The following is a 22,970-nucleotide window of genomic DNA, read 5'->3' on the forward strand; positions in this document are numbered from 1 at the left end:
AAATGAAAAAGAATATTTTAGCTATTGCAGCGCTTTTAACCGCTTCTCAACTAATAGTTTCTTGTCAAAAACAACTGGATGTAAATCCACGCGAACGTATTTTGGAGACAAGTTATTATCAAACCCCGCAGCAGGCTTTTACTGGTTTAGTAGCTGTTTACGATCAACTGGGTAATCAGTCTAGTGGGTACCTCACAAAACTTAATTTATTTAGCTCAGCATCAGATGATCATTACGCCGGTGCCGATTCTCCATCAGATTTAGGAGATTTGCAAGCAATGAATAATTATACTGTAAACTCATTATCAGGTGGCCCAAGTTATTTATGGAGTAAGGGTTTTACCGGTGTTTACCGTGCAAATGTTTTATTAAAAAAAATAGAAGGTATTACAATGGATGCTTCAACCAAGGCAAGGTACATTGCCGAGGCTAAAGCATTGCGTGCTATATTTTATTTTGATTTAGTGCGCATCTTCAAAAATATACCATTAATCTTAGCGCCTATAGAGCCGTCTGGTATGTTCGATGTTACACAGGTTGCCCCTGCAGATGTTTATAAACAAATAGAAACAGATTTAGCAGAAGCATTGCCTGCTCTTCCTGTAACTATTCCTACCGCTGATGCAGGGCGTTTGAGTCAGGGTGCAGTTCATGCAGTTTTAGGTAAGGTTTACCTGTGGGAAGAAAAATGGGGGCCAGCAGCTGCAGAGTTTGCATTGGTTAACGGTACGGCTCCTGGTGCAAGTACCTATGGCTATAAACTACTTCCAAATTTTGCCGATTTATGGAATGTTAAGAACAAATTCAATTCAGAATCTATTTTGGAACTCAGCTATAATACTACCTCTAACATGGGCTGGGGTAACGTTGGAAGCCGTGAAGGTAACGTAATGGGCATTTTGGTAGGACCTCGTAATTATGTCCCTGTAATTGCTGCGCAAGCACCAGACTACGTTTCGGGCTGGAGTGTTATGCCAATAACCAAAGAATTATTTGACTTAATTCACTACGATCCGCGTAATAAACCTACGGTTGCCAACTTAGATAGCTTGGAAAAGGCAGGAATTGTAACCTATAAACATGCCAATGATAATACCGGATATTTTGTGGAGAAATATGCTGGAAGAGTTTCTACCAAAGCAGCTGTCGGCCAGTTGGAATTAAACTTTGGTCAGAATATGTACGAAATCCGTTTAGCTGATACCTATTTAATGGAAGCGGAAGCATTATTAAAAAGCGGTGCTGCAGTTGGTGCAGGTACCAGGGCTTATATTTTCCTCAATGCCGTAAGAGCCCGTGTAGGTTTAAATCCTGTTGCCGTAACAATGGATAATATAATGAAAGAAAGACGTTTGGAATTGGTAGCTGAAGGACAAAGATGGTTTGATTTAGTTAGATGGGGACTTGCCCCAACTAAACTGGCTTTTAAAGGATTTCAGGCAAATAAAAACGAAATCTTACCGATACCACAAGCTGAGCTAAACAACACCAAAATTCTCCAGAGCAAAGAATGGGGCGGTTCAAAATAATTGCTCGTCTTTTAAATACGCTTAAAGTTTAATTGTTAGCAGGGAGAAAGCGAAATCTTTCTTCCTGTTTTTTTAATCTGCTCATCTTTTACCTATGCTTTCTACCATATTCCTTCGCCTTTTTATCACTGGTGTTTTTACCTGTTCCGCATTTGCTGTTATTGCCCAAAACCAGGCAGAAGTTTGGCTTACCAAAGCAGATCGCTCTGTTTTATTTACCAAACAGGCAAGTAAATTAAGTTTTACTGCAGCTAAAAATAATTGGCCAACCATTACCATAAACGATAAAGAAACTTATCAAACTATTGATGGCTTCGGTTATGCCTTAACGGGTGGAAGTGCGCAACATATTATTAAAATGTCGGCACCGGCCAGAGCTGCCTTACTAAAAGAATTATTTGCTACCGATGGAAACAACATTGGGGTAAGTTACATCAGACTAAGCATTGGCGCTTCTGATTTGAATGAAAAAGTATTTTCATACAACGATCTTCCCGAAGGACAAACTGATTTAACGCAGGCCAAATTTGATTTAGGCCCGGATAAAGTGGATGTAATTCCGGTAATGAAGGAAATCCTTGCGATAAACCCAAAGCTCAAAATTATGGGTTCGCCATGGTCTCCCCCCTTATGGATGAAAACCACTTACGATGCCCGCGGTGGGATGTTAAAACCCAAGTATTACGATGCTTACGCCAAATACTTTGTGCGGTATGTACAGGAAATGCAAAAAGAGGGGATTCCTATCGATGCGATTACCGTTCAAAATGAACCTTTGCATCCAGGTAATAACCCTAGTTTGCTCATGGTTGCACCAGATCAGGCACTTTTTGTAAAGAAATTCTTAGGTCCTGCATTTGCCAAAGCCAATATCAAAACCAAAATTATTATTTACGATCATAATGCCGATCGGCCAGATTACCCGATTAGCATTTTAGATGATCCTGAAGCCAAAAAATATATCGATGGCTCTGCTTTTCACTTGTATGGAGGAAAGATTGAAGCATTAAATGATGTGCACAATGCCCATCCTGATAAGAATATTTACTTTTCGGAACAAATGGTAGTTGAGCAGCCAGATGCGGCAGATATTAACATTGTGAATCCGGTAAAGCGCTTAATTATCGGGGCTACCCGTAACTGGAGCAAAAATGTACTGGAATGGAATTTGGCTGCCGATCCAGAAAATAAACCTTATACCGATAGAGGAGGCTGTTCGATGTGCCAGGGTGCGGTTACTATTGATAAAGATACTTATAGCAGAAACCTGGCTTACTATTCCATTGCGCACGCTTCTAAGTTTGTTAGGCCGGGTGCTATCCGCATTGCCACGAACGATTTGACCGATCTGCCAAATGTTGCCTTTAAAACACCCAATGGGAAACATGTTTTAATTGTAGCCAACAATGGGAAGAGCGCCAATACATTTAACATTGGTTTTAATGGCAAAACACTCGTAGCAATACTCGATAAAGGATCTGTAGCTACTTATATCTGGTAATTATCTAAAACCTAACCTTATTTTTATGTCTTTCACAAAATCGATATTATATATTTTTCTGTTTAGTACCATTTCGTTTACAGGGTTTAGTCAGGGGTTTCTAAAAGCCGACGGTAAAAAAATAGTGAACCAAAAAGGAGAGAATGTTTTACTTCGTGGTTTTGGTTTAGGTGGCTGGATGCTGCAGGAAGGTTATATGCTTAAAATCAATAAAGAGGCACAACAATACCGAATTCGTGAGCGCATAGAAGAATTGATGGGGCCAAAACAGACCCAGGAGTTTTACAATGCCTGGTTAGCCAACCACATGCGCAAAATCGATGTCGATTCGATGAAACGCTGGGGTTTTAATTCCATCCGCCTGCCCATGCACTACAATTTATACACTTTACCAGTAGATAAAGAGCCTGTTGCCGGCAAAAATACCTGGCTGGAAAAGGGCTTTGCTTTAACTGATAGCCTGTTATCCTGGTGTAAGGCCAATAAAATGTACCTGATTTTAGATTTGCATGCTGCACCTGGCGGACAAGGGAACGATTTAAACATCGCCGACCGCGATCCATCAAAACCGTATTTATGGGATAGTGAGGCCAACCAGGAGAAAACCATAGCACTTTGGAAAAAACTGGCCGAGCGCTATAAAGATGAGCCTTACATTGGTGCATACGATATTTTGAACGAGCCCAATTATGGTTTCACAAACCCTGAAGGGGATAAAAACGGAACGAAAGAAAAAGTTAATGCGCCTTTGCGTAAGTTAATGATCGAAATTACCAAAGCCATCCGCGAGGTTGATCAAAAGCACATTATTGTTATCGAAGGTAATGGTTGGGGCAATAATTACAATGGCATTTTTCCACTTTGGGATAAAAATATGGTATTGAGTTACCACAAATATTGGAATTATAACGATCAGGCTTCAATTGCACACATGATCAAAGCCAGAGACGAACAAAATGTTCCGGTTTGGCTCGGCGAAACCGGCGAAAATTCGAATGTTTGGTTTACTGATGCCATCCACCTTTTAGAAAAAAACAATATCGGCTGGGCCTGGTGGCCATTGAAAAAGATAGGAGCCAATAATCCAATGGAAATTAAATCGAATCCCAATTATGATGCTTTTGTAAAGTACCTTAACAATGGTGGCAATAAACCCAAAGACAGTAATGTATACAGCGGTTTAATGGAGCTGGCCATTTATTCGAGATTAGAAAATACCATCATTCACCGCGATGTGATTGATGCCATGATTCGTCAGCCCTTTAGTAAAGAAACCAAACCTTTTAAGGCCAATTTAATTAAAGATAAAAGTATGGTGTATGCGGTAGATTACGATCTCGGTAAAAACGGTTTTGCTTATTTCGATACCGATACTGCCGATTACCATACCTCAACAGGAAAACGAAGTGCAGGCAACCGCGGCCATATTTACAGAAATGATGGTGTAGATATTACAAAAGATTCTGCACAGTACGAAAAGTATTATGTAAATCATATCGAAAAAGGCGAGTGGTTGCAATACACCATCAATGTGTCGCAAAAAGGAACTTATACTTTAAAAATAAATGCGGCAGCCGATAATGCCGAAGGCAGGATTAACATCGCTGTTGATGGTAAACAGATCGCTCAGGATGTTATTATTCCGAATACTGGAGACAGCAAAAAGTTTGCAACCTTTGAGGTGAAAAAACTTGCTTTAAAAGCAGGCAGACAAAAAATTAAGATTTTAACAGCCGTTGGAGGTTATAATTTTGGCTATATTCAATTCGTGAAATAAAAACAAAACATCATCTTGAAAGGCGCAAAACGTATCCTGTTTATTTTAGGGGCAATTATCGTTGCAATCATTATCCTTTCGAGATGTATGCATGCGACCGATCAATTGCCCACCGATGCTAGGGGTGAGGCCTATACAGGGGCGGCTACCTGTGTTAAATGCCATAAAGATTTATCACAGTCTTATGCACATAGCCCGCACGGACTTACCTCTAAACCTGTGGTAGATGCACAATTGTTAAAGATTTTTGCGCCCGATTCGAACAGTTTTTTGTTCAACGCACACCAGAAAGTGACGATTGAAAAAAGAGATAGTGGTATTTTTCAGGTGGCTTATCAGGATGGCAAAGCAGTTCGTTCCCAGAAATTCGATTTCCAATTCGGCTCTGGTGAAAAGGCTTTTACTTATGCTTACTGGAAGGGAAAGAAACTGTATGAATTGCCTTTGTCATATTTTTCCACCATTCAGAATTGGGCCATTAGTCCTGGTTTTCCGAAAGAAAGTTTTTATTATGACCGGGCGATAACCAGCCGCTGCCTGGAGTGCCATGCCTCTTATGTAGATATTAAACTCACTCAAAAATCTACTTTTTCAAAGGATGAAGAGATGGAGAAAGGTTCTGTTATTTACGGAATCGATTGCGAGCGCTGCCATGGGCCTGGTAAACAGCATGTTGTTTTTCATATGGAAAACCCTGAAGAAAAGACTGCAAAATTTATAACACTTTATAAAACACTTACCCGGAAACAAAAGATGGATGCCTGCGGGGTATGCCACTCCGGAAATACCTTAGTTACCCAAAAATCGGTATTTGGTTTCGAACCTGGCGATAACTTAGATGATTACTATACACAGGATTTTGTAGGTTTTGGCGGTGGCAACCCAGATGTTCATGGTAACCAAACCAGTATGTTAACCGGATCGAATTGTTATCGGAAAAGCGAAACCATGACCTGCCAATCGTGCCACAATACGCACGAAAGTATTAAAGGCAACTTAGCGATTTACTCGCAGCGCTGCATCAATTGCCACAAAAGCACCAATCATAGCAAAGCCACTTTAGCGAAAGGATCGCTCAGCACCAATTGTATCGACTGCCATATGCCTAAAGAATCTTCAAAATTGATCACCTTTCAGCAGGCGGGTAAAGATCATTTAAGCCCTTATATGTTGCGCTCACACCATATTGCCGTTTATCCCGTTATTAAGTAAATAAACCAGGTTGTACGAACAAGTTCGCAGTTATCTGTTAAAAGGCCTGGAATTCGTACATTTGGTTTCGACCTTAAAAAATTAGATAGTAGCCAATATGCTCATAAAACACTACTTAGCTTTATTCTCCCTCCTTTTTCTTTCCACCTCTATTTTTGCTCAAAAGAAATTTACCCTTAGCGGCACCATTCGCGATGCAGCTACAGGCGAAACCTTAATTGGTGCAACGATAAGGATTACCGGCGCATCTACCGCTGCAACCTTAACCAATAATTATGGTTATTTTGCTTTAACACAGGCCGAAGGAACCTACACTGTGGCGGTGAGTTATACCGGTTATGTATCCATTGTTAAAACTATTAATTTAACAAAAGATACCAAGTTAAATGAGGAATTAAAAAGTGCAAACGATTTGGACGAAGTAACGGTAAGTGCCAATAACCGTAAAAACGAAAACGTTAAAAGTGCGCAAATGGGACTGGAAAGGATCGATATGAAATCGCTTAATTCTATCCCGGTGCTGCTTGGCGAAAAGGATATCTTAAAAACCATTCAGTTGTTGCCAGGCGTAAAATCTGGTGGTGAAGGGAATACAGGTTTTTATGTTCGTGGTGGTGCTGCCGATCAGAATTTAATTATTTTGGATGAGGCAGTAGTATACAACTCATCGCACTTACTTGGCTTTTTCTCTACTTTTAATGCCGATGCAATTAAGGATGTAAGTTTATACAAAGGTGGCATGCCTGCACAGTATGGAGGCCGTTTATCATCAGTTTTAGATGTTAAAATGGATGACGGCAACAATAAAGAGTTTAAGTTTCAGGGTGGCATTGGTTTAATCGCTTCGCGTTTAAAAGCAGAAGGGCCGATTGTAAAAGACAGGGGCTCGTTTATGGTGAGTTTCCGTAGAACCTATATCGATCTGTTTTTAAGGGCTTCGCCAGATTCATCTGTTAATGGTAGTACCTTAAATTTTTATGATATTAATGCAAAGGCGAATTATAAAATCAATGATAAAAATACCATTTACATTTCCGGCTATTTCGGCAAGGATAATATAGGTGTTAAAGACCTGTTTGAGAACAACTGGGGTAATGTAACCACCACCATCCGCTTAAACCATATTTTTAGCGATCGTTTGTTTTCAAATACCTCGTTAATTTACAACAACTATAATTATACCGTTCGCTTATTAAATGATGCGACCAACTTTAAAGCCACCTCATTGGTACGTGATTTTAACTTTAAAGAAGATTTTCAGTATTTCAGCAATAAACATACACTCCGTTTTGGGGTAAATGCCACACAGCACCGTATCTCACCAATTGATATCGATAGCGATGAAGCATCGCAGGTAAATTCGCTTACACAAGAAAGACGTTACGGGATTGAATCGGCTGCTTATATTTCTGATGAATGGGCGGTAAACGAACATTTAAACTTTTTATATGGCGTGCGTTTGGCGGCTTTTTCTTTAATGGGGCCTGGTAATTTTAGCACCTATGATGCTGATGGAAATATCGTATCAACTGAAAATGTAGCTAAGGGTAAATTTCATAAAAATTACTTTAACCTCGAGCCGCGTTTTTCGGTGAGTTATCTGTTTAACGAAGAGAATTCGATCAAGGCTTCTTACAACCGCAATACACAGAACGTACATATTTTAACCAATGCTACCTCTAGCTCACCAACCGATCAGTATGTGTTGAGCAGCAATAACATTAAACCCGAAATTGCCGACCAAATTGCCCTGGGTTATTTTAAAAACATCCAGGATAACAACTATGAACTTTCAGGAGAGGTTTATTATAAGTGGCTTCAGAATCAGATTGATTATAAAAATGCAGCCGAATTATTAGCCAATTCGAATGTAGAATCAGAACTTTTATATGGAGTAGGCAGGGCTTATGGAATGGAACTGTTTTTTAAGAAAAAATTTGGTAAGCTGAACGGTTGGGTAGGTTATACCTTATCGCGTACTGAGCGTAAGTTTACAGAACTTAATGATGGTAAATATTTTCCGGCAAGGCAAGACCGTACACACGATATTTCAGTGGTTGGTATTTACAACATGACCAAACGGTGGACCTTCTCCTCAAGCTTTATTTACAGCACTGGTAATGCGGTAACCTATCCGGCAGGAAAATATAGCGTTGGTGGACAAATGGCTTACTATTATACGCAAAGAAATGCTGGTCGTATGCCTTACAACATGCGTTTAGATGTGAGTGCAACTTTAGAGGGGAAAGTGGGGAAGAAATACCAATCAAGCTGGAATTTTGGTATTTATAATCTATTGGCCCGAAAAAATCCTTATGCAATTGAGTTTATTACCGATCCTGATCATCCAGGCAAAACTGCTGCCCAGCAAACTTCGCTATTCGGTCTTATTCCATCAATTACCTGGAACTTTAAATTTTAAAAGGATGAAAAAACTGATTATATACTTTTCGCTGTTCGCTTTCTGTTTAACAGGTTGCAAGAAAATTATTCAAATTGACACTGAAAATGCCGATCCTCAGCTCGTAATTGAAGGTAGAATTAATGATCAACTGATTGATCAGAAGATTAAGATCAGCAAAACCATCGGTTACACCGAAACCAATGTTTTTCCGAAAATTTCGGGAGCAAGCGTAACTGTAACCGATAATAAGGGGAATACTTATGTTTTTAAAGAAAGTACAACACCAGGAACCTATATCAATAAAATGAAAGGCGTACCCGGCGTTACCTATAATTTAAATGTTACTGCCGAAGGGCAAACTTATACGGCCAGTTCGAAAATGCCCAATGTGGTTAAAATGGATTCGATAGGCGTGATTAAAAACTTTTTCTTTGGGAGAGAGCGTAAAACTGCTGCTGTATTTTTTAAAGATCCTGCCAACGAAACTAATTTTTATCATTTTAACCTGTATGTTAATGATGTTTTATCAGAGCGTTTTTATGTAAATAATGATCGTTTAACAAATGGAAACGACTTAAGGATCCAGTTATTTTTTAAACCTCCTACTAACGACCACGACAGTGATGAGTTGAACTCGAACGATAAGATTAAAATAGAAATGGAGAGTATCGATTCCAACGTTTTTGATTACTGGTATGCTTTAAGCCAGCAATCTAACCGTGGGCCAAATCAGGGTACTACACCAGCTAACCCAACTTCCAATATTTCTAATCAGGCACTGGGTTATTTCAGCGCCAACACTTATCAGGTACTATCAGCGACTGTGAAATAGTATCCATAGGTCAATTCGTATTATCCAAAACACCTTAGAATTTTTAGTGTTAAATAAAACATGAAAGTATTTATAAGCGGCAACATTGCTTCAGTTGGAATAAAAAAACTGGAAGAAAACCATATATCCATCACACAATGGAAAGAAAACCGACAGATTACAGCCGAAGAACTGATTAAGGCTTGCCAGGGTCAGGACGGCTTGATCAGTGTTGGGCCAAATAAAATTAATGCCGCATTTTTAAAAGCATGTAGCCATTTAAAAGTAATTGCGCTGCATTCGGTAGGCTATGATCAGGTAGATGTAGCTGCGGCTAAGGGCTTAAATATCCCTATCGGGAATACACCTGGTGTTTTGAGTGGGGCAACTGCCGATACTGCTTTTTTATTGATGCTTGCTGTATCTCGAAAAGCCTTTTTCTCACACAAAAAAATCATTAAAGGCGAGTGGAAAAACTATGAGCCCTCACCCGAACTTGGAATTGAGGTAAACGGCAAAACCCTCGGTGTTTTTGGCCTGGGGAAAATCGGATTAGAGATGGCCAAAAAATGTATTGGTGCCTACCAAATGGAGGTAATTTATCACAACCGATCGCGGAACGAGGAGGCTGAAAAAGAAATCGGCGCCAAATATGTTTCGTTTGAAGAACTTTTGGCACAAAGTGATGTATTATCCGTACACACCGCGTTAACACCCGAAACTAAGGATAAATTTACGCTGGATGTTTTTAAGCAGATGAAACCCAACTCGATTTTCATTAATACGGCCAGGGGTGGTATTCACAATGAAAAAGATTTGATCCAGGCGCTTGAAGAAAAGATCATTTGGGGAGCAGGTTTGGATGTAACTAACCCAGAACCGATGGATAAAAATAATCCCTTGTTAGCTATGGAAAACGTTGCTGTTTTACCACACATTGGCTCAGCTACCGAAGAAACCAGAGCAGCCATGGCCCAGATTATTGTTAAAAATGTTTTGGCTGGTTTAAAAGGAGAGAAGTTGCCGTATGAGGTGGGGTAAGATGAATGAGAGTGGTAGATTGAGAGGAATCGTCATTGCGAGAAGGCTTTTTCAGCCGACAGCCTGCCCCGATTTTCGGGGAAGCAATCTTTCAACGATCGCTACTAGGGTGTGCTTTGGAATTGCAATAGTCATTGGCAGGTTCCAAAAGAAGGTCGTCATCTCGACCGAAGCAAAGCGTAGAGATCTTTTAATATAGTCTAAAGATCTCTCCACTACGGTCGAGATGACGATTCATTGTAAACCTGTCATCCAGCTTGCAATCTCATTCCCTATTTAACAAGATATTTAAATACCGATCTTCCTAAATTTCCGTTGGCATCTATACCTTCGATAATCACTTTATACTGTCCTTTACCATCTGCATTGTAATATTCGAACGAAGAATTACCTGTTGCATCAGTTACCACTTTTGGATTCCAATAAATGGTGGTTCTTAAATCATTACGGTTCATGCTGGCAGGTACATCGTATTTTGGAGAATAGAATTGTTTTTCTTTGTTATAACCCTGTGGTGAAAAGGTCAACTCGTAGTATTTTGGCAGCATATCCATCAACTGCGCTTTGGATATTTTAGTGCCTTTAGGTGCTTTCTTTTGGTTGAATACGATAACCCCGTTTACATTATTTGCACGGTTTACCAAGCCTAATTCGTCTCTTAAAAATACCTCAACCGATTCGATCTGGTTGGCGTCTAAAGTATTAATCTGGTTTACATCTACATTCATCCCGTTAATAAAAATACCCATCGGGATTTTTTTGCCCTGGTTATAATCTCTGCTTACATAGAAATTGTTATCTGCAAAAGTAACACCAGCCAACATGCCCTGTAAACAGTTAATCAGTAAACCACAACCTTTTAATCTATCGCCGCTAACCTCGTGATCAGCCATTTGGCTAAGACCGCTTAATGCCGGGTAATCCTTATGACTTACTTTAGGAACCACTGCAGCTTTAATGGTTACATCTTTTAAAGTATGTAGATAAGCGTATTGTCTTTTGCTGTTATCTAAATAACTGGTTAAAGCACTGTCTATATTTAAAACTTCTTCGGCAGCACTAAAATTTCTGGTTAATGTAGGAACTGGTGCGCCATTTAAGCTTAAAGTCATGTTTTTATAGTTTACATTGTACTTAGCTGTAATGGTCACTTTAGATGAATCGTTAAACACCAGGTTTTGGAACTTAAAATTCCCTACAGGATCTGTGGTAGTTTCTAAATTAAAACGTTTGTCGGGAATGGTTAATAACAATGCTCCTTTTCTAACCGGGATGCCGTTATTCTGACGTAAAATACCCGAAATTTCGATGCCTTGTTCTGGTAAGAAATCAATTTTAGGTAATTTATTGGCAATAATATCAGTGTATTTGAAACTGCGGTAGCCCTGGCTAAGTAACAGTATATCTAAATCTGCATTTTTCTTCGCATCTGGTGCATTAAAGTAATAATTTGCTTTTTCGATATAACCTTTAACATCGCTGCTTAATAATAGTCCTGTTAATATCGTACTGGTTGCATCTTCGTTTGATGGAACCTTCGACTCATCTACAACAGCTACAGAGAAGCTACCTTCTACAGGAGCGCCATCTTTTTTGGCTGCCACATTTATTTTAATCTTTTTCTTGATTCCGTAAGTAGTTGCAGCACTGGTTAAAGTTACCGCCATGGTATTTTTGTGCTGAACAAAAACCAATCGCTCGCTTAGTGGTTTTCCAAATTCATTAAACAAGGTAAATTGTGCAATTCCATTCGGGAATTTAGATTTCAGTACAGTGGTATTGTATTCTTTGTTTGATAATGCGGTTTGCGCGCCATAGCAAATCACGCCTTTGCTCTGCGCTATTAAATAAAGCTTTTTACCCTGGTTTTGCTCAAAGAAAGCATCGTTGGCAGCAATTTTTATGGCTATATTATCTGCACTGCTGTTATCTATATTTACTGCAACACCATTTGCGGCAACTGCCGGCAAATTATAATTTTGAGTGGTACCATCGGCATAAGTAACAGCTGCTTTGTAGGTTTTTCCAGCTTCGGCCAATAAGTTGAAACTGCCCATTCCTAAATGCTGAGCAGTAAAAGTAGCAACAGTTTTGCCGTCGTTATCGCTTACCGTACCTTTTGAGTTAATGCCTAAACCATCACTTTTAATGGCTTTAAAGGCTACTTTGTTGCTTAAGCCGGCAATTAAACTTCCGCCTTCCGGGAAAAACTGAAAATCTTTGCTTATAATAGCATTTTTGAGTTGAAAGCTACTGCTGGCCACATCTTTATCAGTAGTATTAATGCTGGTAATCAGTATGCCTTTTTGTAACTGATATTCTGCCTTTTGTGCATTGCTCATGGTTATTGTTAAATACCCGTTGGCATCTGTTGTGCCCCTTCCTTTGGCAATAACCGTATAACTGGTAAGCACTTGCCAGCTTACATTTTTATTGGCGTAAGGTTTATTATTGGCATCTTTAAATTGTACACGTGCATCAATTTTTTCTAACTTATCAGTAGAGGTATTTTTATAAGTGATATGGGTTTTTACTTCCTTGTCAATCGCTTCGCCTACATAAAAAGTCTTGTTAAAATAAGCAGGATCTTCACTGTTCAACATCCATAAAGTATAAGCCCTGATGTGGTAATTACCTTGTTTATAGTTAATCTGGTCTAAGGGGAAACTGCCATAAGCAAAACCACCGGTAATGGGCAATTTTAAGGTTTGGATAAGCGAATCTTTCTGATTGATTACATCCACATAAATAATCTTACTAATTGCGGATAAAAAATTTTGGTTTTCGGTAACGTAAGCTTTAAACCAAACCGTATCGGCTACTGCATAATATGGTTTGTCAAAATGAAGATAAATTTTTTCAGCAGGGTAATCGCTCAATACCTTATTCGTTTTGGCAATGATGCTGTTGATGCTAATGGTGTCGGTTTGGGCCGAAGAAGAAAAACTTAGTGCTGATAAAAGTGACAGTATGATAAACGATAATCTAAAAATCTTCATGGATTGGATATTAAATGCTAAGCCCGTAAATATATCCAATTATAAATAGAGCACATAAAATGTGATGAGGTTTAACATTTTTTTACAAAAGATTTAAGTTCATTGGTCATTGGTTCACTGGTCATTGCTTCATCCGTTGCATACCGTCCTCCTGAACTTGTTTCAGGATCTGATAAGCAAAATCGTCATTATAAGGCAGGGCTTGAGCGAGCCGAAGCAATCTTTCTGATTAGATTGCTTCACCCCAGCCCAGTATGGGCGCTTCAGTTCGCAATGGCGAATTAGAATTAAACCAAACGGGCCACTAGAATAGCGGCCCGTTTTAAAATATAATGGTGTTTGCCTGTTATTTTAATTCGATTAAGAATTCTTCTTTTGGTGCACGCACTTTTTTAAGATTCACCAACCAATCGCCGGTTTCATCTCTGTTTCCTAATGGCAACAGGGTAACACTTTTTAAACCTTTTTTATCTAAACCTAAAAGTTCATCTAAAGCAGGGCCATTAAAGCCTTCCATTGGTGTAGCATCAACTTTTAACAAAGCTGCTTCTGCAATAGCAATACCGAAACCAATATAAGCCTGACGGGCAGCATGGTTGAAGTTTTCTTCTGCCGTTTTTGATAAGATCATGCCTTTTAATTGTGCTTTGTAGGCATCAGTTGTATTTTCAGGCAAACCGCGTTCCGCATTCATTCTGCTAAAAACGGCATCAATACCCTCTTCTGTATAATTTTCATTGGCTGCAAAAATTAATAAATGCGAAGAATCGATAATTTGTGATTGATTAAAGGCAATCGGTGCAATTTTCTCTTTTAATTCCTGGTTGGTCACTACAATCACTTTAAATGGCTGTAAACCTGATGATGTTGGTGCCAAATGTGCTGCAGCAATAATTTTATCAACCTTTTCTTGTTCAACAGGTTGACCGTTCATTTTCTTAACGGCATAACGCCAGTTTAGGGCATCTATTAAGCTCATATTTTTGAAGATTTTTTTTAAATTTTATGAAGCAAATATGGAGATAAGGAATAAACCTAATGTTGATGTATGGTAAGAAAATTTTTTACTTGGTCTCGGTTGGCTGAAGCCAACGGTAAAGAGGGATTTTCCTTAGTCGTTGACTTCAGTCAACGGAATAAGATTCGAAATAGACTTAGAAAATGAGTGGTCTGTGGTTCTTGGCAGTTTACAGCCCCGCTTTCGCTTATAGTCCTCGCTGCGCTCCGGGCTATTCCGCTCTATCGGGTTTATGAATAGGGGTTCTGCACCCTGCAACCCCAAAATGAAAAACTGTTCTGGCCACCTAGCCCCGGTTGAAGTGTTACCCTGCAGCAACGAGGTATCCCGAATTTCGGGAAAGCGTAAAAGCGGAAAACGGGAAGAAACTAATTGATTAGTACAGGCATTGCGCTCCAATAAGGAATGATCAGTTGTAAGCAATCGCCATGATTCTTGTTTATATCCAAGTCAACGCCAAAGAAGAACCTTAGTTTTGGCCGTTGACTTCAGTCAACGGAATATTAAATCTTAAAAGAAATTAAGGCACAAACCTAAGGTCGCTGCGTACCGGAAAGTGATCGGATAATTTGGCCTGGGTAATTTTATAATTTAATACCTCAAGTTCTTTAGAAGTGGCAATATAATCAATCTGGAAATTAGGAAATTTGCCATTATAGGTTTTACCGAAACCGTTCCCTTTTTTTATAAAACTATTGTTTAATCCGGCGGTAATCTGGGTAACTACATAAGACGCAGGCGTATCGTTAAAGTCGCCTGCAATAAGGTAGGGTGTTTTACAGGTTGCCATTTCCTTTTTCATAATATCTACCTGGCCGCTACGTTTTAAAAAGGCACTTTTCAACATCCTTAAAATACGTTTTGATGGCTGGAGTTCGGTATTCATTTCCTTCACCTTATCCAGGTATTCGTAATCCTGTTTTTCAAAAGAAATGGATTGAAAATGCACATTGTAGACCCTTAAGATTTTTCCTTTGATATTAAGGTCGGTATAAATACTCATGTTACCCGGGAAACCTTCAACAAAAGGAATTTTGCCAGAATCTTTAATGGGGAATTTAGAAAATATAGCTAAGCCCGTAGCTTCGTAATCATTTTTATTGGTGGGAACGAAGTAATAATATTTTGTGTTTAACAGCACTTTTAGGCTATCAACAGTATCGAAAGCACCTTTATAACGGGTAAAAAATTCCTGGAAACAGATGATATCGGGATTTTGATCTTTTACCACCTGAAGCATTTTTTCTTTTACCGATTCAGTATTGTCTTCGCCATATAATTTAAAGCTATGCACGTTATAGGTCATCATTCTGATGCTGTTTTCTGCCTTTTCCACGCCACCTTCATCGCCTCCAATGGCGAATGTTGCTTTTAAAGTTTTAGCGCCAAGTGCGATAACCAGAACGGTAGCGATTGCAAAAATCCATTTTTTGCTTAAAAACCACCAAACCAGGAAGATAATATTGATAAATAGGACAAAGGGGTAGGCCAGCCCGAAAAAGGCAATAATAGCATGTTTTCTGGGATCCATATTTCCGGCAATAACGCCCAATACCATCGCAATTGCCAATGCAACAGCAATGGGCAAAAGGAGTTTATCTAAAAAACTATATTTCTTCTTTTTAGTGGCCATTAATCTTTACTTGCCTTAAATAGTTTTTCTTTTTCTACGGCTGTTAATTTATCGTATCCTGAGGTTGATATTTTATCTAAAATGCTATCTATTTCCTGTTGAGAAACACCGCCTTTAAATTCAGGTTTTTTAACCGGTTTTTCATTCCGAACTACCTTTAATTTTGGTTTGCGTTCGAACAGCTTGCTCCAGTCCCTTCCACTTTGCAAACTTTTAATAAAAGTGAAACCTAAAAGTGCGCCACCAATATGCGCTAAACTTCCACCTGCGTTTACTGAGCCGATGGCAATAAAATCAAGCACAAAATATATAATGGCAATCCATTTAATTTTAACCTCTCCAAAGAAAAGCAGCATGATGGTGTAATTCGGTACCAGTGTTGCGGCGGCGAAAATAATGGCCATTACTGCCGCAGATGCCCCTACAATGGTTACGCCGGCTAATCCACCAGAATAAACTGGGAATATATTCAATATGGCTACGGCAAATAAGCCCCCAAATAAACCACCGGCAAGGTAAACAAAATGAAACTGACGGCTTTTTAAGAAATTCATGAATATGTTGCCGAACCAAAATAAGCCCAGCATATTAAATAGGATATGAAGAATCCCATCATGAATAAACATGTAGGTAAATATGGTATAAAAGCGTTCAGGCAGTTTTGAAATACTGGCGGGTAAACCAACATATTCTCTGATCCATAAATCGAAGTCGATAGGGATACGTCCTAAAAAAACAATTACACCAATAATGGCGGTGATTAAAAACAGCATCACATTAACCCCAATGTAAAAGAACAATGGGTTGCCCGATTGAAAAACCTTGTATTTTAAATCTTTGAAAGTATTATTCATAGAGTGTATAAAATGTATCGTTTTTGTCTTTCCATATTTTAACGAGTATAAAACCGATTAAGGCACCCCCAAGGTGCGCATAATGGGCAATAGAATCGCCTTCAAACTGGGCAACACCCAAAGATAACTCTACTAAAATATAAATTGGTATAATATATTTTGCTTTTACCGGAACCGGAATAAACATAATCAGTAATTCGGCATTTGGATAAAGCATGCCAAAAGCAACCAATAAACCAAAAATGGCACCAGAAGCACCAACCATGCCCCCAAAATAGATGCTGCGTAGTGTAACCGCTTGTGCCATTGAAAGTTGATTTGTGTTGAACTCCCCTTGAAATAATGCGGTAAGGTTTATCTTTCCATTATTGGTGGCACTACCAATAATCTGGTGTACTTCATAGGCCTGTACCGCCCACTGCAATGCAAGTGCACCTAAGCCGGTAATAAAATAAAAGATAATAAATTTTTTGCCTCCCCATCTTGATTCTAACAAACTTCCAAAAGAATACAATGCAAACATGTTAAAAAAGATGTGTGCTATACCGCCATGCATAAACATGTAGCTAATCGGCTGCCATATCTCAAACTTCGGAGAGTCAAAATAATATACAGCTAACCGATCATCAAGGTGAAGCGTTGTTAGCAGGTAGCTAGCCACGAAAAATAAGATGTTAATAATCAGTAGGTTTTTTACTACCGGTGGAATATATATGTTATTCATTTAATTTTTAAAATCGGTTAACGGGTTAATTGTTCAGCCACGGTTAATTGTTTAAACTGGTTAATCGGTTAATTGTTTTTTCATCCCCAGTCCTCTTCAAAAGGGGAACGGAAAGGCGTCCAACGATGGACTTTCCGACTTTCCCTTTGATCTTCCGACCTCTGACCCCGGACTTTCCGACTTTCTAACCCTTCTCAAACTTCTTATCCAGCTCTGCCAAGGTAATGGTTTGGATAATCGGCTTTCCACTCACGCTAAAGTTAGGTGTTTTACAGGCGAAAAGTTCATCAATCAAGGTATTCATTTCTTCCTGTCCAAGGCTCGTTCCAGCTTTAATGGCACTGTTTTTAGCTAAACTCCTGGCCAGGCTATCGCGCTTGCTCAGTTTTAGTTCCTGCTGCGAGTTTTTAAAGCCCTCAATCAGTTGTTCAAATAATTGCATTTCATTAATGTTGCTGCTGCCCAGGTCAACCGGTACGCCTTCTACTACCAACGTATTTTTACCAAATTCCCGTACATCGAAACCCAAACTTTTTATATCATCCAGTAAACTTTTGGCCAGTTCAAAATCATGGGCATTAAGTGTAATGGTTTGCGGAAATAAACTCTGCTGCGATGCACCTTTGCGGTCATCAAGATGTACGAGAAAACGCTCATAAAGGATCCGCTCGTGTGCCATTTGTTGATCAATGACCATTAATCCCGACTTGATCTGCGAAACAATATAACGGTTATGCAATTGCATGTACTGCTTTTGCTTGGTTTCTAAAACAGTTTCATCAGCATAAATAGAAGTTTGCTCTATAATGGGCTGTTCTGTTATTTCGTAAAGGGAACCCCAGTTTTTAGCACTCGGTTTGGCTTCATAATTTCTTGGCGAAGTAGCATAACCTGATGTAGAACTGCTATCACTGGCAAAGGGGTTAAAATCAGGATTGAAATTAATGCTTGGTGGAACGATATCTTCGACCGCTTTATGGGTAATCATATTGCTAAAACCGGTTTCCTGATCAAAATCTAAAGTTGGAGAAATGTTATAACGGCCAATGGAACGTTTTACCGCCGATTTCATGATTGCATAAATGGATTTTTCATCCAGATACTTAATTTCTGTTTTGGTAGGGTGAACATTTACATCAAATTTTTGAAGGATCGATCTCAATAAACAGTACATACAGCGGGTAACTGTCGTCAGGTAATAAATCTTCGAAAGCCGAGCTTACCGCATGGTTTAAGTATGGATCTTTAATGAAACGGTTATTCACAAAAAAGAACTGCTCCCCCCTGGTTTTTTTTGCAAAAGCAGGTTTACCGATATACCCTTTTAGGTTAATAATGGTCGTTTCTTCTTCAACAGGAACCAAACGTTCGTTGTAGTTGTTGCCAAAAAGATGGACAATACGCTGCTTTAAATTGCCTTTTGGCAGGTTAAAAATCTCGGTTCCATCGTGATGCAGACTAAAAAATACAGCGGGATGTGCCAGTGCTATCCGTTGAAATTCGTCCAGGATATGGCGCATTTCAACCGGATTACTTTTAAGGAAGTTTCTTCTGGCGGGCGTATTAAAAAACAGATTTTTAATCGAAATCTGCGTTCCCGGAGAAGTAGCTACAGGTTCCTGATTGGTTACCTGTGCACCTTCGATAGAAATGCAAGTGCCAATTTCATCTTCATGCCTGCGGGTTTTCATTTCTACCTGCGAAATGGCTGCAATAGAAGCCATAGCCTCGCCGCGGAAACCCATGGTGCGGATGGCGAATAAATCTTCCGCTTTTTTTACTTTCGATGTGGCGTGGCGTTCGAAACACATTCTGGCATCGGTAACGCTCATTCCACAGCCGTTATCTATAATCTGAATCAATGCCTTACCGGCATCTTTTACTACCAGTTGAATTTTATCTGCGCCGGCATCTATCGAATTTTCGAGCAATTCCTTTACCGCTGAGGAAGGTCGTTGAACAACTTCTCCGGCAGCAATTTGATTGGCAACAGCATCAGGCAATAAGTGAATAATATCAGTCATGTATTAAGGCAAAGTGAATTCGCTAAATTATGCAAAATAAGCTTAAAGAACCCGATTTGTTTAAAACTCAACATGTAAATGACTGTAAGTAAATAGAATTAATTGTCTCTTGGGCTTGTTTAATATTTTTTGTCATCTGAACGCACTGAGGGATCTATAGAAGAAAAAATTAATTTCCTTTGCTTCCATTTCTTATTTTCTTTTTTTGAAAAGCAGGTTCCTGTATCAATCGGTTCCGGCAGTCCCGCTGTACGCTGTATCTTTTTGGCTGCCCTTCGACTCCGCTCAGGATGACAGCTAAAAAGATGCCGCTCCCATCGGGTTTATTTTACAAAGGGCTGTTCAGCCAAACATAGTGAAGAAATAAACATTCATTTTTACGAAGAGTCGTCCTCCTGAACTCGTTTCAGGATCTATTAACGGATAAAAATGTTGTTATTTAGGTGTTTATTTACCTTGAGGCTGTATCATAAATATAGAATTGTCGTCCTGAGCCTGTTGAAGGACCTGTTTAAATGCCCCGTAAAGCGTTTCGACTACTTGTTCCGATTCTTCGTATCGATTGGACACATCTACACCAGCCTGTATTTGTTTTTAGCGCATATTACTAAGGCGATCGTCCTGCTGTCCCGAAGCTTCGCATGCGCGTCAAGTTAATCTGAAAATAGTTGGTTCAAATTAATCCTATGGTTTCTTTTTTCATATTTACAGTACTTATCTATCACATCCCTGCACTGTTTACTGCCTATAGCGATTAACTCTTTCATGTTCAATACAAATAACTGTACACATTTGATCAAGCTAATTGTGCCTTTGGCATATCGGATAACTGGCAGGAATATCTTTTGCATAAACAGGCACATAAACATCAACAAGAGGTATACGTTTGTGCTGATCCGTTTTTCATTGGTACAACCATTATGCAGCAACTGCTGTAGGTGGAAGCCACTTTTCCAGGATTTGAATACAATCTCTATCTGCCAACGTACCCGGTATGCCTGATCGGCCTGGGCAGCTGTCCAGGTTTCTTCACCTACATTGGTTATCAGTACCGTATACTCCAGCCATCTGTAATAGTCCTGGCTGTGGTTCAGTCGCCTGTCCCTATCCTGTTTGGCCTTTCTGATTCTTTGTGCTGCAAGCTGCTTTGGCAGGGGAATCATGATCATTCTCACTTTTACATTCTTTTGTTTGCCTATCATTAGCCACATATCCCTTTTCGATCTGCTTTTCAGCAAGTCTTTCAGGTGTAGTTGTTTTCCATTGCAATCGTACATATTCAGACCAAAACGTAACCTGCTCAGAAAGAAGGCACCTTTGCCGGTAAGCTTTTCGAAGACCTCCAGTACAAAATACCCCAAATCTCTGATAAGCAGTTCGCCGGCTGATATCTTTTCAAGGATTTGCTGACTGGCCGATTGGTCATTATCGGTAAAGGAACCCAACGAGAAATGCAGGAACTGCATATTGCATATATCGATGAAGGCCTGTATACGGGCTACTGCCTTTTGTTTGCCCTTACTGAAATTACCTCTGAACACTTCTGAGAGTTTCTGGGGGAGATGTAAGGTGGTGCTGTCTTGTAGGATGACCCTTTTAAAATGGCTGAAAAGATTGCTCGGACGTCTATATCTGTAGAAGATACCTTGCAGCAACACATGCTCCAGAAGTGCTTTGGCAAAAGCTACCGATGATGGCCCCAAACGATCAAATACTGCTTGTTTGCTTACAGGAGTTCCGCTAAGCTGGCTAATATGAAAAGCCCATTGACTGAATGTGTTTTGCATTTGAGAACAGCTTAACACAAAGCCCATAACAAAATCTATCGGAGAAATCTTCTTTGCACTGCGCCGGAGAAAACCACTACTTCGGGCTATAGTAGCAACGGTTGATCCACCAAAAAAAATATTAAATCTTTTCTTTATTTTTGAATTGAAAAAGCGGCTTGTAGACATTGTTAAATGTGTTAGAACTACAAGTTGCTTTTTCTCTTTCAAATAATAATCACATACTTTTCAACCTCTGTCAATATCATTAACTTGACGCGCATGCGAAGCTTCGGGATCAGCATCTCTTCTGCTATTAAGTAACTCTAAACACAAATATTGATTTATTCCGCTCTTTGCCGCGGAGGCATGGTAATTTTTCGCAGTTAACGTTATTTTTATCTGTGCTCAAGAATGCTGGCGCATTTTGGAGCGCCAAAGTACCCCAAGCGCTTTGTCAATCCGGCAATGTGGCTTCTCACCGCCCACGCTCATCAAAAAAACAGTGGCACTTCGTTTAATCAGTTTTTGTTTGTGTTTTCTTTGGGCTGATTGAGCCCTTCGGGGTTTGTGTTCAATTTATATTAAACTTTGAATTCAGTGCTAATGAACACAAAACCACTGCGTTTCAGGTTTGGTAATGCTATTTGGGCCATTGTGCACCTATTTTTTTGATTCTCCCGCCACTTGGGATTGACGGCGTTCTTCGATAAAGACTGTTGTTTATTAAAGCCAGCTAGCATGATGCCCAAACCATTCTTAAAAAAGATGTGTCCACACGATAGGCCTGTATGGGAAAGACGAACTTTCTATTAAAATCTGTCAATGATAGTGGAGTCGTATGATCTTTAATAGCTGATAAATGCCTCTATTCAATAAACTGAGCCATTCAATGCATGTGGCATGTAAATGACGCAAATAAGTCGTCCTTTAATTTAAATATGATGCTTTACATTTGTTCAACGCAACCGTTAAAAATTATGAAATTATCAGATAAGGTAAAAGAACTTAGAAACCAGCATGGTTTCAGTCAGGAGGAACTTGCAAAGCAAACCCGGTTGAGCTTGCGCACGATTCAGCGTATCGAACAAAATGAAACGGAGGCAAGGGGAGATACCCTGATCAGGCTGGCACAGGTTTTTGGTTTAAAACCGATAGATTTAACTCCTCAAGCCGAAAAAGAACAGACTTACCTTATTCCACTTCTAAATTTCTCGGCGCTAAGTTTTCTTATTTACCCCATACTGGGTTTTATTGTACCCTTAATTTTATGGTATTTTAAACGAAATGGAGATGAAAAGCTAAATGAAACGGGTAAAAAGTTACTTAATTTTCAAGCTACGTGGACGCTGGCCATCTCTTTGGTATATGCGTTTTCTATGTTCATTAAGGTGATGCATTTTGGAGGAATCTTTAGGATTTACACTTTTCTAATCATTATTTATGGTTTCTATGCCTTAAATTTTGTGCTTATTTTATTTAATACTTTTCGGAGCAAGAATTTAAAAGACGTAATTTATAAGCCAGCAATTCCGTTTTTTTAAAGACTAAAGCTTGAGTGGTCTGTGGAGACACAGACTACGGCTTATTCACATGTATTCTACTCGAGAAATACACTCCGTGTTTTCCGTGCCTCCGTGGCAAAAATACCTTAAACAAATTCTTTCTGTAAAACCG

General features: G+C 39.3%; 14 protein-coding genes and 1 pseudogene. 8 read left to right on the forward strand and 7 right to left on the reverse strand.

The features are described 5' to 3' along the window. Window positions 1–2 precede the first annotated feature (2 nt). The 7 genes from QF042_RS05170 to QF042_RS05200 all read left to right on the forward strand — a co-directional run bounded on the left by QF042_RS05170 (window position 3) and on the right by QF042_RS05200 (window position 10,275). The gene (locus tag QF042_RS05170) at window positions 3–1,529 is read left to right on the forward strand and encodes a RagB/SusD family nutrient uptake outer membrane protein (protein ID WP_307526011.1); all 1,527 of its coding nucleotides are present in this window, start codon (window positions 3–5) and stop codon (window positions 1,527–1,529) included. A gap of 94 nt (window positions 1,530–1,623) precedes the next feature. Continuing rightward, on the forward strand, window positions 1,624–3,030 hold the full coding sequence (locus QF042_RS05175) for a glycoside hydrolase family 30 beta sandwich domain-containing protein (RefSeq protein ID WP_307526013.1): 1,407 nt from the start codon (window positions 1,624–1,626) through the stop codon (window positions 3,028–3,030). 25 nt (window positions 3,031–3,055) lie between these two features. Next, window positions 3,056–4,807, forward strand: a complete 1,752-nt coding sequence (locus tag QF042_RS05180) for a cellulase family glycosylhydrolase (RefSeq protein ID WP_307526015.1) — start codon at window positions 3,056–3,058, stop codon at window positions 4,805–4,807. Window positions 4,808–4,822: 15 nt separating this feature from the next. Beyond that, entirely contained in the window at window positions 4,823–6,019 is a 1,197-nt protein-coding gene (locus QF042_RS05185) for a multiheme c-type cytochrome (RefSeq protein WP_307526017.1), read from the forward strand. 97 nt (window positions 6,020–6,116) lie between these two features. Continuing rightward, window positions 6,117–8,441 (forward strand): TonB-dependent receptor, encoded by a 2,325-nt coding sequence (locus tag QF042_RS05190; protein ID WP_307526019.1) that lies wholly within the window; start codon window positions 6,117–6,119, stop codon window positions 8,439–8,441. Between the two features lie 4 nt (window positions 8,442–8,445). After that, complete coding sequence (locus QF042_RS05195; RefSeq protein ID WP_307526021.1) at window positions 8,446–9,255, forward strand: DUF4249 domain-containing protein; 810 nt, start codon at window positions 8,446–8,448, stop codon at window positions 9,253–9,255. 60 nt (window positions 9,256–9,315) lie between these two features. Next, the gene (locus QF042_RS05200) at window positions 9,316–10,275 is read left to right on the forward strand and encodes a D-glycerate dehydrogenase (RefSeq protein WP_307526023.1); all 960 of its coding nucleotides are present in this window, start codon (window positions 9,316–9,318) and stop codon (window positions 10,273–10,275) included. 272 nt (window positions 10,276–10,547) lie between these two features. Here QF042_RS05200 and QF042_RS05205 read toward each other — a convergent pair whose 3' ends face one another. The 7 genes and pseudogenes from QF042_RS05205 to QF042_RS05235 form a co-directional block, all read right to left on the reverse strand. Further along, a complete protein-coding gene (locus QF042_RS05205) occupies window positions 10,548–13,274 on the reverse strand; it encodes an Ig-like domain-containing protein (protein ID WP_307526025.1) in 2,727 nt (908 codons plus the stop codon). 346 nt (window positions 13,275–13,620) lie between these two features. Continuing rightward, a complete protein-coding gene (locus QF042_RS05210) occupies window positions 13,621–14,253 on the reverse strand; it encodes a nitroreductase family protein (protein WP_307526026.1) in 633 nt (210 codons plus the stop codon). 559 nt (window positions 14,254–14,812) lie between these two features. Then, window positions 14,813–15,925, reverse strand: coding sequence for an endonuclease/exonuclease/phosphatase family protein (locus QF042_RS05215; protein WP_307526028.1), 1,113 nt, complete (start codon window positions 15,923–15,925; stop codon window positions 14,813–14,815). Then, window positions 15,925–16,779, reverse strand: coding sequence for a rhomboid family intramembrane serine protease (locus tag QF042_RS05220; RefSeq protein WP_307526030.1), 855 nt, complete (start codon window positions 16,777–16,779; stop codon window positions 15,925–15,927). The genes QF042_RS05215 and QF042_RS05220 overlap by 1 nt, the downstream gene beginning before the upstream one ends. Continuing rightward, entirely contained in the window at window positions 16,772–17,503 is a 732-nt protein-coding gene (locus QF042_RS05225; RefSeq protein ID WP_307526032.1) for a rhomboid family intramembrane serine protease, read from the reverse strand. Before QF042_RS05225 ends, QF042_RS05220 begins: the two co-directional genes overlap by 8 nt. Window positions 17,504–17,687: 184 nt before the next feature. Then, window positions 17,688–19,527 (reverse strand): annotated as a pseudogene (gene mutL, locus QF042_RS05230) (DNA mismatch repair endonuclease MutL). 653 nt (window positions 19,528–20,180) lie between these two features. Next, the gene (locus tag QF042_RS05235; protein WP_307526034.1) at window positions 20,181–21,482 is read right to left on the reverse strand and encodes an IS4 family transposase; all 1,302 of its coding nucleotides are present in this window, start codon (window positions 21,480–21,482) and stop codon (window positions 20,181–20,183) included. 791 nt (window positions 21,483–22,273) lie between these two features. Here QF042_RS05235 and QF042_RS05240 point away from each other — a divergent pair. Further along, entirely contained in the window at window positions 22,274–22,837 is a 564-nt protein-coding gene (locus QF042_RS05240; RefSeq protein ID WP_307526035.1) for a helix-turn-helix domain-containing protein, read from the forward strand. Window positions 22,838–22,970 lie beyond the last annotated feature (133 nt).

Origin of the sequence: Pedobacter sp. W3I1 (assembly GCF_030816015.1) — a bacterium.
Taxonomy (GTDB): domain Bacteria; phylum Bacteroidota; class Bacteroidia; order Sphingobacteriales; family Sphingobacteriaceae; genus Pedobacter.